Source organism: Amycolatopsis sp. lyj-109, from assembly GCF_046548995.1.
In the GTDB taxonomy this organism is placed as follows: Bacteria; Actinomycetota; Actinomycetes; order Mycobacteriales; family Pseudonocardiaceae; genus Amycolatopsis.
This window is the reverse complement of record NZ_JAJPWR010000012.1, coordinates 328,113-341,827: the sequence shown is the minus strand read 5'-3', so window position 1 is coordinate 341,827 and position 13,715 is coordinate 328,113. Positions and strand designations below refer to the sequence as shown.

Below are 13,715 nucleotides of genomic sequence, written 5' to 3'. Positions count from 1 at the left end.
GGTGCGGCCGAAGATGGCCTGCCAGGACAATCCTGGACGCCGGCCTGCCGGTCTGCCGCAGCTGGTCGTGAGTGGTAATTCGGGTTAGAACCCGAATTACCACTCACGACCACCAGCCACGGCAAAAGGTGACCTTGTTTCCCCAGGTCACGCACACAAGTGTCCCTGGAGTACTAGGCGCCGGGCAGGGCCTTGATCAGCCGTTCGACCGAGTTGCCGAGGTTCCAGCGCTCGGCCAGCTCGGCGACCCGTTCCGGGTCGGCGGGCGTCGCGGGCACGGTGTCGGGGCGGGACTGCTCGACCGGCGCGTCGACGGCGACCCGGACCACGGTCGGGGCGACGGCGAGGTAGCCGGCCGCTTCCTTCAGCCGCAGGCGCGTCTTGAGCGGGAGCGCGGAGTCCCCGGCTTCGCCCGCGGCGACCAGGGCTTCGAGGGACCCGAACTGGGTGATCAGCTTCGCGGCGGTCTTCTCGCCGATGCCCGCGACGCCGGGCAGGCCGTCGGACGGGTCGCCGCGCAGGGCGGCCATGTCCGCGTAGGCCGGTCCGGCGATCTCCCGCGGCACGCTGTAGCGCTCGGCGATCTCGTCGGGACCGAGGAGCTCGGCCTTGGCCCAGCCCTTGCCGACGTAGATGACCGAGGTGGGCGTGGGTTCGGTGCGCACGAGCTGGAAGAGGTCCCGGTCGCCGGTGATGACCTCGACCGGGTCGGCCTTCTCGCGGGTGGCCAGCGCGCCGATGACGTCGTCGGCCTCGTAGCCGGCGGCTTCGGCGGTGGCGAACCCGAACGCTTCGAGCAGGTCGAGGATGATCGGCACCTGCGGGGTGAGGGTGTCGGGCACTTCTTCGACGTCCGGGCCGCTGCCGGTTTCTTCGGCCACCCGGTGCGCCTTGTAGCTGGGCAGCAGGTCGGTGCGGAACTTCGGCCGCCAGTCGGCGTCCAGGCAGCAGACGAGCCGCGCGGGCCGCCGGTCGGTGAGGATCCGCGCGATCGTGTCGGCGAACCCGCGCACGGCGTTGACCTGCGTCCCGTCGGCGGCGCGCATCGAGTCGGGCAGGGCGAAGAAGGAGCGGAAGTACAGGCTCGCGGAGTCGAGCAGGGCAAGGGATCCGGTCACCCCGCACAGCCTGCCACGTTCCCGGCCCGGACGAGGGCGAGCCACGCGACTCGGCACGGGAGGAAACGCGCGGCCCCTGGTGTGACGTCCGGTGCGGCCGGAGCCGTGGACCCCATGCGCCCCAATGTGGCCTTGGTTGCGTCTGACGCACCGAAGGCCGCCTTGGGTGCGTCAGACGCACCGAAGGCCACATTGGGGCGCAAGAGCCGGGCCGGGCGAGGGGCAAGCCACGCGACTCGGCGCGGGAGGAGGTACTCCGGGCGTGGTGTCACCCGGCCCGGCATGTCGTGGCCCCGGGCGCGTTCCGTTCCCCCGCCGCCCCACTAGGCTCGCCCTCATGTCGCGCCGATCCCTTCACACGCCCGCCCCCGATGCCGCCGCCCTGCGGGCGCGGCTGGACCGTGCCCGCGCTGCCGCGGCCGCCGCGGGTACCGATGCCCTGCTGATCGCGCCCGGCTCCGACCTGCGGTACCTGCTCGGACAGGCCGGGGGTTCGTTCGAGCGGCTCACCACCCTGGTCGTCCCCGCCGACGGCACCCCCGCGCTCGTCGTACCGAAGCTGGAGGCGCCCGGGTACGCCGACGTCCCCACCGACGACCTCGGCGTCGAATTGCTCACCTGGGTCGACGGCGACGACCCGTACAAGCTCGTCGCGGACCGGCTCGGCAAGCCCGGCCGGGTCGCCGTCAGCGACTTCACCCCCGCCCTGCACGTCCTCGCGTTGCGGGCCGCGCTCGGGGAGGCCGAGCAGACCCTGGCCGGGCCGGTCGTGCGGGAGCTGCGGATGCGCAAGGACGCCGCCGAGATCGCGTCGCTGCGCGAGGCCGGTGCGGCGATCGACCGGGTGCACGCCCGCGTCCACGAGTGGCTGCGGCCGGGCCGCACCGAGGCCGAGGTCGGCGCCGACATCGCCGCGGCCATCGTCGAGGAGGGGCACGTCCGGGCGGACTTCGTGATCGTCGGGTCCGGCCCGAACGGCGCCAGCCCGCACCACGACGTCTCCGAGCGCGTCATCGAGAAGGGTGACGTCGTGGTCGTCGACATCGGCGGCCCGCTGCCGGCCGGCTACAACTCCGACTCCACCCGCACCTACGCCGTCGGCGAGCCGCGGGACGCCGACGTGGCCGAGACCTACGCGGTGCTGCAGCGGGCCCAGGCCGCCGCGGTGGCCGCGGTCAAGCCGGGCGTCACCGCCGAGGCCGTCGACGCCGCCGCGCGGGACGTCATCGCCGAGGCCGGGTTCGGCGAGTACTTCATCCACCGCACCGGGCACGGCATCGGCCTGGACGTGCACGAGGAGCCGTACATCATCGCCGGCAACGCGCTGCCGCTGGCGCCGGGCATGGCCTTCAGCGTCGAGCCGGGCATCTACCAGCCGGGCCGGTGGGGCGCCCGGATCGAGGACATCGTGATCGTCACCGCCGACGGCGTCGAGTCCGTCAACAACCAGCCGCACGAGCTCGTCGTGCTGGACGCATGACACCCGGCGGCCTGGAGCCGCTGGACCAGGCGATCGTCCAGGAGCTCGCGGCGGACGGGCGGCGCAGCTTCACCGACCTCGCCGAGCGCGTCGGGCTGTCGGTGTCGGCGGTGCACCAGCGGGTGCGCCGCCTCGAGCAGCGCGGGGTCATCCTCGGCTACACCGCCCGGCTCGACGGCGAGCAGATCGGCCTGCCGCTGACCGCGCTGATCTCGCTGACGCCCAACGACCCCGCCGCGCCGGACGACTACCCGCAGCGGATCCAGCACATCAAGGAGATCGAGTCGTGCTACTCGGTGGCCGGCGACGAGTCCTACATCCTGCTGGTGCGCGTCCAGTCGCCGCTGGGGCTGGAGGACCTGCTGCGGCGGATCCGGGAGGCCGCGAAGGTGTCGACCCGCACGACGGTGGTGCTCTCTACGCCGTTCGAGGGACGTTCGCCGACGTTCTGACACCAGCGCTCCGCTGGTGTCAGAACCTGGGCGCTGGTACGGTAAAAGGTATGGCAACACGTAAGGTCACTCTTTCGCTGGACAGCGGCGCGCTGGAATTCGCCGAACGAGCCGCGAAAGCCCACGGAATCTCGGTCTCGTCCTGGCTGTCGAAGGCGGCCAGGCGCGAGGCGGTGCGCACGGGTTACACCCCGCAGAGGCCGGAACCGGCCGCCGCGGAATCGGACGAGGCCGAGCGCAGCGCGGCGGAAAAGGATCTGCGTGCGCAGGGGTGAAGTCTGGACGTACCACCCCCCGACCGATCCGGCCCGGCAGCGCACGGTGGTGCTGCTGTCCTCGGACGGGGTGAACGAGTCCGAGCGGCCCTGGCTGCTCGGCACCGAACTGCTCGACCGCGACCCGATGGACATCCTCGGCGTGGCCGTCGACGCCCGCTACTGGGTGTCGACGCTCAACCTGACCCGGCTCTACCGCCCGTGGTTCGACGAGCGGATCGCCGAGATCGACCAGGACGTCCAGGAACGCATCGACATCGCATTGCGGGCCGCACTCGACCTCTGAGGCCGGCTCCAATCCCCGTCGGCGAGGTCTTGAATGACTCATTCAAGACCTCCGACGCCAGGAATGAGTCATTCAAGACGTGCGGGCGTCAGCGGGCCACGACCTCCGGGACCGCGTGGAGCTTGCCGTCCGCGCCGGCCAGGCAGGTGGCGTTGCCGTCCTTGGCCGCGATGAACTCCGTGAGGCAGTTGGCGATCGCCGTGTGGCCGGCGGTGTTGGGGTGGAACGATTCCTGCAGTGCGTGGCCGGCGCGCTCGGCCTGGCCGAGGTCGGCCAGCTGCAGGGTCAGCCGGGTGAACCACTCCGTTGCCGGGTTGGCGCCGCCGCTGCACGCCTCGTGCTTGACGCCCGCCTTGGCCAGGTCCAGGAAGCGGGCCCCGGTCTGCTGGGCGGCCGCCTTCAGACCGGATGACAGGACGCCGATGCCGGTCTGGGCGATCCAGCGCAGGTCCTCGGTGCGGAACGGGCAGCCGTTGAGGCTGCGCAGGTCCTCCGGCAGGTCCGGGCCGATCGGGGCCGCGTAGGACTGCAGGATCAGCTGGTAGTCCGCGGGCACGTACCCCGCCTGCGCCAGCACCGCTTTCACGTCCGAGACGGCCTTCGCGACCTTCGGCACCATCGCGTCCACTTTGGACTGCCAGGTCTGCTTCAGTGCCGTGCTGCACGCCGGGCCGCCGGCGTCGAACCACGCCTTGAAGCAGTCGTTGACCTGGTTGGAGAACTTCGGCTCGTCGTTCGCGCCGACCGCGATCACCACCGCGGCCACCCGGTGGTCCTTCACCAGCGCGGCCAGCTGCTGCGCCTGCGAACCCTCGGTCCACTGCTTGACGTCGCCGAGCGCGACCTGCTCGGCGGGCGCGCCGGAGCAGCCGAGGTTGACGTGTGCGGTGATGCCCGGCGCGGCGATCTTCTCGACGAAGGCGTTGGGGGAGCGGTGGCACCAGTTGCCGCCCTGGCCGTTGGTGGCGGCGGTGTACTGGCCGGCGCCTTCGCCGGAGACGGTGCTGTCGCCCATCGCGACGACGGTGAGCGGGCCGGTGCCCGGCGGGCCCTGCCGCGGCTGCGGCTGCCCGGGTTTGCTTTCGGAGCCGAAGAAGACGAAGAACCCGGCCAGCAAGGCCACGCACGCGAGGACGAGGGCTCCCCAGTACCACCGAAGACGACGCATCGCCGTCGATTCTACGGACCGGCCCGGCGGCGGACACGGTGCGTCACGGCAGCCAGCTCCGCACCAGCCGGACGAGCGACTGCGCCAGCGTTGCCGAGCCGATCTCCCGGTCCCGTCGCCAGTGCCGGACCTGCTCGGCCGCGAGCGCCGCGAGCAGGACGTCGGCGGCGATCTCGGCGCCGTCCGCGCCGCCCGCTTCGAGCAGGTAGCGGCAGTGCTGCCGCCACAGGGTGTGCGCGCCGGTGCGGAACCGGGCGCCGGTCGTGGCGGTCTCGGACAGCAGGACGAGGTCCAGCTGCCGGTCCAGGAGTTCGAGGTAGGCCTCGATGAACGCGCCGAGGCGGTCGGCGGGCCCGGCGCCGGGGCCCAGCGGTGGCGGGCCGGTGAGGATCCGCTCCTGCAGTTCGCGTTCGCGCTGGTCGAGCAGGGCCATGGCGAGGCCGCCCTTGTCGCCGAAGCGGCGGTAGAGCGTGCCCTTGCCGACGCCGGCGGCGCCCGCGACGTCGTCCATGGTGACCGTGTCGACGCCGCGTTCGGCGAAGAGCTTCTCGGCGGCTTCCAGGACGCGGATCCGGTTGCGGGCGGCGTCCGCCCGCTCGCGGACGGGCGCACCGAGGACCGGCAGCCCGGCGGGCGTTGACGAAACGGACTGCGGTCCGCTACAGTTCGAGGACATAAGCGGACTCTAGTCCGATTTCCCGTCCGGTGAAAGCCGGCACCCCGTCCAAGGAGCATCGCCATGTCCGATCTGCTGCACATTTCCGCGTCCCCACGAGGCGAAGCGTCCCAGTCGCTGCGGCTGGCAGCTACTTTCCTGGACACCTACCGCAGCCAGCACCCGGACGCCGACATCGACGAATGGGACCTCTGGGACGGCTCGCTGCCCGCGTTCGGCCCGGCCGCGGCCCGCGCCAAGATGACCGTCTTCAGCGGCGGCACCCCGCAGGGCGAGGAAGCCGACGCCTGGGCGGCGGCGCAGGCGGCGTTCGCCCGGTTCGACGCCGCCGACCGGATCCTGTTCAGCGTGCCGATGTGGAACTCCGGCGTGCCCTACGTGCTCAAGCAGTTCGTCGACGTCGTGTCCCAGCCCGGCTGGATCTTCGGCGTCGACCCGGCCACCGGCTACCGGCACCTCCTGGAGGGCCGCGGCAAGCGCGCCGCGGTCATCTACACCAGCGCGGTGTGGGCGCCCGGGCTCGGCCCCGAGTTCGGCGCGGACTTCCAGGCACCGTTCTTCACCGGCTGGCTCAACTGGACCGGCATCGACGACGTCACCGAGATCCGGTTCCACCCCACCCTCACCGGCGACGCCGAAGAACTCGGCCGGATCGCCCACGAAGCCGCCCGCGACACCGCGAAGACCTTCTGACCCCGGCGGGAGGCGCTCAGCCCGCCTGAGTGAGATCCGTCGCCGCCGCGAGCCCGGCCGCGACGTCTGCGATCGCCCGCACCGCCGGGTTGTCGTTGCCCGGCACCCACACCAGTTCCGTGCGGGCGACCTCGCCGGCCAAGGGCACGAACGCCACGCCGGTGCGGCGCAGGCTGTGCGACGAGCGGGCCAGCCGGGTGACGCCGACCCCGGCCGCGACCAGCCCGAGCAGGCCCTGCACGGTGGCGGCCCGCTGCACCACCCGCGGGGTGAAGCCGGCCGCGGCGAAGTCGTCGTCGTAGCCGCGGTGCCACGGTTCCCAGCTGCCGCGCGGGGTGAGCACCCACGGCTCGTCCGCGAGTTCGGCCAGCTTCAGCGACGCCCGCCCGGATAGGGGGTGCTCCGCAGGCAGCACCGCACACACCTCTTCGGTCAGTAACGTCCGGGACACCAGGTCCCCGACCAGCGGCGGCCGGGTGAACGCCAGGTCGAACCGGCCCTCGCGCAGGCCCTCGACGAGCTCGGCGATCGACGCCTCGGCCGTCGTCACGGCCAGCCCGGGAAGCTGCTCCCGCACCGCGCGGATCACCGGCGGCAGCAGGTAGTTCGCCGTCGTGGCCAGGAAGACGAGCCGGACGTCGCCGATCTCGCCGCGGACCGCCCGCCCGAGCGTCGCGACGGCTTCGTCGGCGCGGGCCAGCACCGCGCGGGCCTCGGGCAGGAACAGTCGGCCGACGGCGGTGAGCCGCGTCCCGCGCGCGTCGCGGTCGAACAGCCGCACGCCGAGGACCCGTTCCAGCACGGTGATCTGCTGGGACAGCGACTGCTGCGCGAGGTGCAGCCCGGCGGCGGCGCGGGTGAAGCTGGTCGCCTCGGCGACGGCGACGAAGTAGCGGAGCTGCCGCAACTCGGGGGTCACAGGCTCCGACTGTAGCCGCGGCAGGACATCGGTGTTGGCGGCCCGGCCGTGATCGTCTCCAGGATGGAAGGAGGAAAACACTGGGAGGACACGGAAAATGACGAACACCGACGGCCGCGTCTGGCTGATCACCGGCTGCTCCGCCGGCTTCGGCCGGGAGATCGCGCTGGCCGCACTGGCCGCGGGCGACCGCGTGCTGGCCACCGCCCGCCGACCGGAAACCCTGGCGGAACTGCAGGAGCGCGGCGGCGACCGGCTCCGGACCGCGGCCCTGGACGTCACCGACGCCGGGCAGATCGACACCGCGGTGCAGGCCGCGCTCGAGGCGTTCGGCCGGATCGACGTCGTGGTCAACAACGCCGGCAGCGGCTCGGTCGGCGCGGTCGAAGAACTCACCATGGACGAACTGCGCGCGCTGATGGAGGTCATGTTTTTCGGCGCGGTCGCGGTCACCAAGGCGGTGCTGCCGCACCTGCGCGCGCAGGGCAGCGGCACGGTCGTGCAGATCAGCTCGATGGGCGGGCAGCTGTCCCCGCCCGGCTACGGTGCCTACTGCGCGACCAAGTTCGCTCTGGAAGGCCTCTCGGAGGCCCTCTCCGCGGAGGTGGCGCCGTTCGGGGTCAAGGTGCTGATCGTCGAGCCGGGCGCGTTCCGCACCGAGTTCGGCGGCGGCCGCATGCACCGCTCCCGCACGATCGACGCCTACGCCGTGTCGACGTCGGGCACGCGCGAAGCGGTCGAGAACATGGACGGCACCCAGCCTGGCGACCCGGCCAAGGCGGCCGCGGCGATCGTCCGCGCGGTGGGCAGGGACGACGCCCCGCTGCGGCTCGCGCTGGGCGCGGACGCCGTCGAAGCCATCCGCGCCCACCACGTCGCCGTCGCGGCGGACCTGGCCGCCTGGGAGGAGGTCAGCCGGGCCACCGCACTCGATTAGGCGTGCGTGTCCTGCAGCAGGCCGAGGACGTTGCCGTCGGCGTCGGCGAAGGTCGCCACCAGGCGTCCGTTGCCGACGTCCTTCGGCTCGTCCTTGACCGTCCCGCCCGCCGCGGTCACCTCGGCCAGCTTCGCCTCGATGTCGCCGACGTGCCAGTAGGTCACCGGCCCGGTCATGCCCTGCTGCGCGCCGTTCGGCACCAGCCCGATGTGCTGGCCCTCGACGTCGTAGCCGACGTAGTAGGGGGCGTCGGCCTGCGGCTCGATGCCCAGCAGGGCGGTGTAGACGGCCTTGGCGGCGGCCAGGTCGGTGACGGGGTGCAGGACGGTCTTGATCCCCTGGGTGCTCATTTTCGGTGCTCCTGAAGTCGTGGTCTGGGGTACTTCGCTCGCGGTATGTCACCGACGCTATTCGCGGCGCCCTGACCAGCGCTTCTCGATTCCTGATCGGTTGGCGTGGTCAGCCGCTAAACTCCCGGCCGTCAACCGGATCGACGAGGGGGATCGCGATGAGCGGGAACAGGGTTCTGGTGGCCGGGGCGAGCATCGCGGGACCCGCGCTGGCCCACTGGCTGCGGCGGCGGGGCGCCGAGGTGACCGTGGTGGAACGGGCACCCGGATTGCGTCCCGGCGGGCAGGCGGTGGACGCGCGCGGGGTGGCCAAGGAGGTCATCCGGCGGATGGGGCTGGACGCGGCGGTGCGCGCGGCCCGCACCGAGACCGCCGGCGCGTACACCGTGGACGCCGACGGAACCGTGCTGGAGACCTTCCGCGCGGACGACGACGGCGGCGACGGGTACATCGCCGACATCGAGATCCTGCGCGGAGACCTGTCCCGGATCCTGTACGACGACACCCGCGACGGTGTGGAGTACCTCTTCGGCGACCGGATCGCCGAGCTCACCCAGGACGCGGACGGGGTCGACGTCACCTTCGCCGGTGGCGTCCGGCGGGGCTTCGACCTGGTGGTCGGGGCCGACGGGCTGCATTCGGAGCTGCGCGAGACGGTGTTCGGGCCCCGCGAGCGGTTCGTCCGCCACCTCGGGCTCGTGCTGGCCTTCTACAGCGTGCCCAACGAATTCGGCATCGACGGCTGGATGCTCGACCACCAGGACCGGGGGCGCTCGGCCGGGCTGCGGCCGCTGAAGGACCCCACCCGGGCGATGGCCATGCTGTCCTTCCCCGCGGCCGGTTTCGACGTCGATCACCGCGACGTCGAGGGGCAGAAGAACCTGCTGCGCGAGCGGATGGCCGGCCTGGGCTGGCAGACGCCGCGCATCCTCGCGCACCTGGACGACACCCCGGACTTCTACCTCGACCAGGTCGCCCAGGTGGTCATGGACCGCTGGTCGGCCGGGCGGGTGGGGCTGATCGGCGACGCGGCGTTCTGCTCGTCGCCGATGTCCGGTGGCGGCACCGGGCTGGCCCTGGTGGGCGCCTACCTGCTGGCCGGTGAACTCGCCGCCGCCGGCTGGGACCCCGAGGCCGGTTTCGCCGGCTACGAGACGCGGATGCGCTCGTTCGTCGAGGCCAACCAGGAGATCGGCCGGCTGCACGTCCGCAGCCGCGACGCCGCCGCGGACGCCGAGCCCGACATGGCGGCCCTCATGCCGCTGATCGAGCGCGCGATCAACGGTGCCGACCTGCCCGAGTACGCCGAGGTGCCGGTCAGTCCAGCAACGCCGTGAGCACCCCGTCGAGCAGGCGGACACGGCGGTCGGCGATGCGGTGGACCTCGTCGTCGTGGGTCGCCACGATCACCGCCGCCCCCTCCTCGGCACACCGGCGCAGCAGCCGCAGCACCCGGGGCGTCGAGCCGGCGTCCAGGTGCGCGGTCGGCTCGTCGGTGAGCAGGACCCGCGGCCGGCCCGACACCGCGCGGGCCAGTGCCACCCGCTGCTGCTGCCCGAACGACACCTCCAGCGGGTAGCGGTCGCCGAGCTCGCCGATGCCCAGCTCGTCCAGCAGGCCGGTGACCCGCTCCGCGATCGCCGGGCGCGACGGGCGCGGGACGTCCGAGCGCAGCCGCAGCGGCAGGGCGACGTTCTCGGCGATCGTCAGCTCGTTGGCCAGCCCGAGCGCCTGCGGCAGCACCGCGCAGGTGTGCCACGGCGGCGCGCCGCTGATCGGGACGCCGTCGAGCAGCACGCAGCCGGCGTCGGGGGAGTCGAACCCGCACAATAGCGCCAGCAGCGCGCTCTTGCCCGACCCCGACCGGCCCGACACGGTCACGAGCTCGCCGGCGCCGACGCGCAGTTCCAGCCCGCGCAGCACCTCGATGTCGCCGCTGGGGTGGGCGAAACTGCGGCGCAGCCCGACCGCTTCCACGAGGGTCATGCCGGTGGCTCCCGTTCTTCGATGCCTTCGAGCGCGCCCTTGTGCAGCCGGGCCACCCGAGCGCCGAGGTCGATCAGGCGTTCGTCGTGCGAGGCGACCAGGACCGCGAAGTCCTGGTCCACCAGGTACTGCAGGGTCTCCAGCACCAGGTCGGCCGACGCCTCGTCCAGCTGCGAAGTCGGCTCGTCGGCGAGGATGACCGTCGAGCGCGCGGCCAGCACGCACCCGAACGCCAGCCGCTGCTGCTGCCCGCCCGAGAGTGCGGCGATCTTCCAGCTGCCGGTGCCGTGCAGGCCCAGCTGCCCGAGAATGTCATCTGCCGCACACTCGGTCCCGGCGGCCTCGGCCGCGGCGTGCAGGTTCTCGGCCACGGTCAGGTAGCCCAGCAGGTTGTCGGCCGGGTTCTGGAAGACCAGCCCCAGGTGGTGGCGCCGCAGGGCCCGCCGCTCGCGGTGCTTGAGCTTGCGGACGTCGGCGCCCTGGAACGTCAGCGTGCCGCGCGCGGGCGGCTCGAACAGCCCCAGCACCCGCAGCAGCGTCGACTTCCCCGACCCGGACGGCCCGGCGAGCACGGTCATCCCGCGCGCGGGCACGTCGAGGCTGACGTCGTCGACGCCGGTGACGACCCCGGCGGGCGTCGGGTAGTCGACGCCGATGCCGCGCAGGGAAAAGATGGGCTTCTCAGGCACGGATCAGCTCCGCGGTCCGGGCGGTGCGCACCGAGCGCACCGCGATCCAGCCGGCCAGCGCGACGACCGCCACGCCGATCACGACGACGGTCAGCACGAACGGCAGCGGATCCGGCAGCTCCGACCGCGGCGCGAGGAACGTCGCCGGGTCGAACCGGGGGACCGACAGGCCCGCCACCGAAACCCCGCACACGACCCCGACGACGATCGCCAGCCCGCTCAGCGCACCCAGCTCCATCAGGTGACTGGCCAGCAGCGTCCGTGGCCGCATGCCCATCCGCAGCACCAGCGCCCCGGCCAGGGCGTTCTGCCGCCGCCGGACCTCGACCGCCACCAGCAGCGCCAGGATCGCCACCACCCCGAGCACCGCGCCCAGCAGGGCCACGAACGAGAACGTCCACGACACCACGAAGAACGGCAGACCGTCCAAAGCGGACTCGCGGCTGATCCGGCTCGGGATGAACACCCCTGCCGCGCGCAGCGCCGCGGTCGCCTCCGCCATCGGCGCCGTCGTCAGCACGCTCCACTTCGGGATGCCGTCCAGCTGCGCATGGCTGAGCACCGTGCGCGAGACGACGTACCCGGGGGAGGTGCCGATCATCGGGAACACCGGGAGGTCGCCGGCGACGACCGCGTCGGGCAGGTCCTCGGGCAGCTTGGCGTTCTGCTTGGCCGTGTGCCCGACCCGGATCACCGGCGTGCCGCGCGGGTCCGGCCGCGAGATCTTCTCCAGCAGCCCGGCGAGGTCGTCGCCGGGGACGTGCTCCACCGCGGCGCCGCGGGCGAACGTCGCCGGGTCGATCACCAGCACCACGCTGCCGGTCCCGGTCAGCTCGCCCACCACCGTGCTGTTCCCGGCCAGCGACGCGGGCATCGCGACCTGGCCCATGCCGATCGGGCTGTCGGTGTCGAGGCGGGCGTTGCTGCCGACGAAGATCGCCGACTTGGTGTCGAGGGCCGCTTCCTGACCGTTGGCGATGCCGATGCCGGTGGCCAGCGTCCCGATGGCGAGGGTGCCGATGACGAGCACCCCGGTCACCGGGGCGCGGGCGCCGGCCAGCCGCCGGATCGCCAGCTGCAGCGCCGGGCGCGACCAGAACCGGGCCCGGTGCGAAGCGTGCAGCGCCAGCCACGCCAGCCGGGCGGTCAGCAGGCCCACCGTCAGCACCACGAACACCGGATAGGTCAGGGCCAGCGGATCCACCTGCGGCAGGGGATTGCCCAGCCGCGACGTCGTGCCGTAGTGCGCCAGGCGTGTCCAGCCCAGCCAGGCCATGCCCGCCGTCGCCAGCTCCCACGGGAAGTACGCCAGCAGCCGTACCCGCTTGCCGCCGCGGCGCACCCGGCCCAGCTCGAACTCGCGGTGCACCCGCACCGCGACGACCAGCGCCAGCAGCACCAGCGACACGACCAGCGTCCCGGCCGCGACGCCGACGGCCCGCAGCTCGGCCGCCGGATCCGGGGCGCCGGGCGGGCCGTACACGCCGAGCAGCAGCCGCGCCGCGACCGCGCCCGCCGCGCCACCGAGCAGGATCGGCAGGCCCAGCTCGGCGACGGCGAGCCCGCCGAGCGCCGCGGGGCCACTGCCGCGCGCGGCGAGCAGCCGCAGCTGTGCGTGCCGCCGCTGGTACCACTGCAGAGCGACCGTGCCGAGGCCGGCGCAGCCGACCAGGACGCTGATCAGCGCCAGCGGCAGGATCGAGACGAACACGTTGTCCCGCGCCTGGCGGGAAATCTGCACCGAACGCTGGAACATCGGGACGTCGGCGGCGATCAGCGAACCGAGGCCCTGGGCGGTGAGGTCGGCGCGGACGTCGGCGACGAGGCCCTGCGAGCGCCGCAGCAGGTCCTCCGCGGCGCTGAGCGTCGTCGGCGGAGGCTCGTAGAACGAGACGTGGAAGTACTGCATCGTCGGCAGCCCGATCGCCTTGATCGTGTCGTCGAAGGTCTTGCGGTCGGTGGCGAAGACGATGGAGTCGATCGGATCGTCGACCAGCCGGTCGATGACGGCCCCCGACTGCTGCGAGCACCACCACCGCGGCGGCGGGTCGAGCAGGTCGCGGTAGATGCCGGTGACCGGCGGCAGCGGGACGCCTTGCAGGCTCGGCTTGGTGCCGACGCCGATGTGCTCGGCGTCGGCCACCACGTTGCCCAGCCACAGCCCCGGTGCGCGCGTGCCCTGCTGCAGCGTCAGGTTGTCCAGGCCGGCCTGGTCGCGGAAGCCGAGCCGGATCTTGTAGTGCGGGTCGCCGTTGAACTCGGTGCCCCGCAACACGTTCGTGAACTGGCCGACGATCGGGGTGCCGAACCCGTGGGCGGCGGCGTGGCGCTGGATCGCGCCGGTCACCGCGGGGATGTCCTGCACCGGCATGTTGCCCTTGCCGAACATCGGGCCGTAGCTGTCCGGGCAGGTGATACCCGTCTGGTACTTGACGGTGGCGCCGCCGGCCGCGGACGCCTGCAGCACCGCGGCCGTGCCGAGGAAACAGGCCAGCAGCGAGGTCACGGCCGCCACGATCAGCGTCAGCGGGCTGGAGAGGGCGGCCTTCGGCGCCGCGCGCCACGGCTTGGTCACTCTGCGTTGTCCATTCTTCCCCCACATCACCCGCATGGCGTAGGACGCTACCGGCCGTCCCGTCGAGTTGGAACGTTTTTGTCACGATCGTTGTGTGGGTACTCGATCTTG

At 72.7% G+C, this 13,715-nt stretch carries 15 protein-coding genes; 7 read left to right on the top strand and 8 right to left on the bottom strand.

Annotated features, from left to right (window positions below; translation table 11 throughout):
• Positions 1-173 precede the first annotated feature (173 nt).
• A complete protein-coding gene (locus ACLJQF_RS27340; protein ID WP_410612769.1) occupies positions 174-1,118 on the bottom strand; it encodes a 5'-3' exonuclease H3TH domain-containing protein in 945 nt (314 codons plus the stop codon).
• Between the two features lie 337 nt (positions 1,119-1,455).
• On the opposite strand from ACLJQF_RS27340, the gene ACLJQF_RS27335 reads away from it, so the two are divergent.
• The 4 genes from ACLJQF_RS27335 to ACLJQF_RS27320 are packed head-to-tail and all read left to right on the top strand — an operon-like array spanning position 1,456 to position 3,611.
• Positions 1,456-2,598: a M24 family metallopeptidase gene (locus ACLJQF_RS27335; RefSeq protein ID WP_410612767.1), complete on the top strand. Its 1,143-nt coding sequence runs from the start codon at positions 1,456-1,458 to the stop codon at positions 2,596-2,598.
• Positions 2,595-3,050, top strand: coding sequence for an Lrp/AsnC family transcriptional regulator (locus ACLJQF_RS27330; RefSeq protein WP_257918871.1), 456 nt, complete (start codon positions 2,595-2,597; stop codon positions 3,048-3,050). The genes ACLJQF_RS27335 and ACLJQF_RS27330 overlap by 4 nt, the downstream gene beginning before the upstream one ends.
• 50 nt (positions 3,051-3,100) lie before the next feature.
• The gene (locus ACLJQF_RS27325; RefSeq protein ID WP_410612765.1) at positions 3,101-3,325 is read left to right on the top strand and encodes a hypothetical protein; all 225 of its coding nucleotides are present in this window, start codon (positions 3,101-3,103) and stop codon (positions 3,323-3,325) included.
• Positions 3,312-3,611, top strand: a complete 300-nt coding sequence (locus ACLJQF_RS27320) for a hypothetical protein (RefSeq protein ID WP_013226701.1) — start codon at positions 3,312-3,314, stop codon at positions 3,609-3,611. Before ACLJQF_RS27325 ends, ACLJQF_RS27320 begins: the two co-directional genes overlap by 14 nt.
• An 88-nt stretch (positions 3,612-3,699) precedes the next feature.
• On the opposite strand, the gene ACLJQF_RS27315 is transcribed toward ACLJQF_RS27320, so the two are convergent.
• Both ACLJQF_RS27315 and ACLJQF_RS27310 read right to left on the bottom strand, forming a co-directional pair.
• Positions 3,700-4,779: a GDSL-type esterase/lipase family protein gene (locus tag ACLJQF_RS27315; protein WP_410612763.1), complete on the bottom strand. Its 1,080-nt coding sequence runs from the start codon at positions 4,777-4,779 to the stop codon at positions 3,700-3,702.
• A 43-nt stretch (positions 4,780-4,822) separates the two neighbouring features.
• Positions 4,823-5,455, bottom strand: coding sequence for a TetR/AcrR family transcriptional regulator (locus ACLJQF_RS27310; RefSeq protein WP_410612761.1), 633 nt, complete (start codon positions 5,453-5,455; stop codon positions 4,823-4,825).
• A gap of 63 nt (positions 5,456-5,518) precedes the next feature.
• Between ACLJQF_RS27310 and ACLJQF_RS27305 the strand changes: the two genes are divergently transcribed.
• The gene (locus tag ACLJQF_RS27305) at positions 5,519-6,148 is read left to right on the top strand and encodes an FMN-dependent NADH-azoreductase (RefSeq protein ID WP_410612759.1); all 630 of its coding nucleotides are present in this window, start codon (positions 5,519-5,521) and stop codon (positions 6,146-6,148) included.
• Between the two features lie 16 nt (positions 6,149-6,164).
• Here the strand turns inward: ACLJQF_RS27305 and ACLJQF_RS27300 are convergent, their stop codons facing one another.
• Positions 6,165-7,067 carry a LysR family transcriptional regulator gene (locus ACLJQF_RS27300; protein ID WP_410612757.1) on the bottom strand — a complete coding sequence of 301 codons (903 nt, stop codon included), beginning with the start codon at positions 7,065-7,067 and terminating at the stop codon, positions 6,165-6,167.
• 97 nt (positions 7,068-7,164) lie between these two features.
• Between ACLJQF_RS27300 and ACLJQF_RS27295 the strand changes: the two genes are divergently transcribed.
• Positions 7,165-8,004 carry an oxidoreductase gene (locus tag ACLJQF_RS27295; RefSeq protein ID WP_410612755.1) on the top strand — a complete coding sequence of 280 codons (840 nt, stop codon included), beginning with the start codon at positions 7,165-7,167 and terminating at the stop codon, positions 8,002-8,004.
• On the opposite strand, the gene ACLJQF_RS27290 is transcribed toward ACLJQF_RS27295, so the two are convergent.
• The gene (locus ACLJQF_RS27290; protein WP_410612753.1) at positions 8,001-8,354 is read right to left on the bottom strand and encodes a VOC family protein; all 354 of its coding nucleotides are present in this window, start codon (positions 8,352-8,354) and stop codon (positions 8,001-8,003) included. The genes ACLJQF_RS27295 and ACLJQF_RS27290 overlap by 4 nt on opposite strands.
• 158 nt (positions 8,355-8,512) lie before the next feature.
• On the opposite strand from ACLJQF_RS27290, the gene ACLJQF_RS27285 reads away from it, so the two are divergent.
• The gene (locus ACLJQF_RS27285; RefSeq protein ID WP_410612751.1) at positions 8,513-9,691 is read left to right on the top strand and encodes an FAD-dependent monooxygenase; all 1,179 of its coding nucleotides are present in this window, start codon (positions 8,513-8,515) and stop codon (positions 9,689-9,691) included.
• On the opposite strand, the gene ACLJQF_RS27280 is transcribed toward ACLJQF_RS27285, so the two are convergent.
• The 3 genes from ACLJQF_RS27280 to ACLJQF_RS27270 are packed head-to-tail and all read right to left on the bottom strand — an operon-like array spanning position 9,672 to position 13,604.
• Positions 9,672-10,340 (bottom strand): ABC transporter ATP-binding protein, encoded by a 669-nt coding sequence (locus ACLJQF_RS27280; RefSeq protein WP_410612749.1) that lies wholly within the window; start codon positions 10,338-10,340, stop codon positions 9,672-9,674. The genes ACLJQF_RS27285 and ACLJQF_RS27280 overlap by 20 nt on opposite strands.
• Positions 10,337-11,029 carry an ABC transporter ATP-binding protein gene (locus tag ACLJQF_RS27275; protein WP_410612747.1) on the bottom strand — a complete coding sequence of 231 codons (693 nt, stop codon included), beginning with the start codon at positions 11,027-11,029 and terminating at the stop codon, positions 10,337-10,339. The genes ACLJQF_RS27280 and ACLJQF_RS27275 overlap by 4 nt, the downstream gene beginning before the upstream one ends.
• Positions 11,022-13,604, bottom strand: a complete 2,583-nt coding sequence (locus ACLJQF_RS27270; protein WP_410612745.1) for an FtsX-like permease family protein — start codon at positions 13,602-13,604, stop codon at positions 11,022-11,024. The genes ACLJQF_RS27275 and ACLJQF_RS27270 overlap by 8 nt, the downstream gene beginning before the upstream one ends.
• Between the last annotated feature and the right edge of the window lie 111 nt (positions 13,605-13,715).

What these genes read in the sequence shown, in the direction of transcription:
- ACLJQF_RS27335 (WP_410612767.1), top strand. Translation starts at nt 1,456, where the DNA reads ATGTCGCGCCGATCCCTTCACACGCCCGCCCCCGATGCCGCCGCCCTG.
- ACLJQF_RS27330 (WP_257918871.1), top strand. Translation starts at nt 2,595, where the DNA reads ATGACACCCGGCGGCCTGGAGCCGCTGGACCAGGCGATCGTCCAGGAG.
- ACLJQF_RS27325 (WP_410612765.1), top strand. Translation starts at nt 3,101, where the DNA reads ATGGCAACACGTAAGGTCACTCTTTCGCTGGACAGCGGCGCGCTGGAA.
- ACLJQF_RS27315 (WP_410612763.1), bottom strand. Translation starts at nt 4,779, where the DNA reads ATGCGTCGTCTTCGGTGGTACTGGGGAGCCCTCGTCCTCGCGTGCGTG.
- ACLJQF_RS27310 (WP_410612761.1), bottom strand. Translation starts at nt 5,455, where the DNA reads ATGTCCTCGAACTGTAGCGGACCGCAGTCCGTTTCGTCAACGCCCGCC.
- ACLJQF_RS27305 (WP_410612759.1), top strand. Translation starts at nt 5,519, where the DNA reads ATGTCCGATCTGCTGCACATTTCCGCGTCCCCACGAGGCGAAGCGTCC.
- ACLJQF_RS27295 (WP_410612755.1), top strand. Translation starts at nt 7,165, where the DNA reads ATGACGAACACCGACGGCCGCGTCTGGCTGATCACCGGCTGCTCCGCC.
- ACLJQF_RS27290 (WP_410612753.1), bottom strand. Translation starts at nt 8,354, where the DNA reads ATGAGCACCCAGGGGATCAAGACCGTCCTGCACCCCGTCACCGACCTG.
- ACLJQF_RS27285 (WP_410612751.1), top strand. Translation starts at nt 8,513, where the DNA reads ATGAGCGGGAACAGGGTTCTGGTGGCCGGGGCGAGCATCGCGGGACCC.
- ACLJQF_RS27280 (WP_410612749.1), bottom strand. Translation starts at nt 10,340, where the DNA reads ATGACCCTCGTGGAAGCGGTCGGGCTGCGCCGCAGTTTCGCCCACCCC.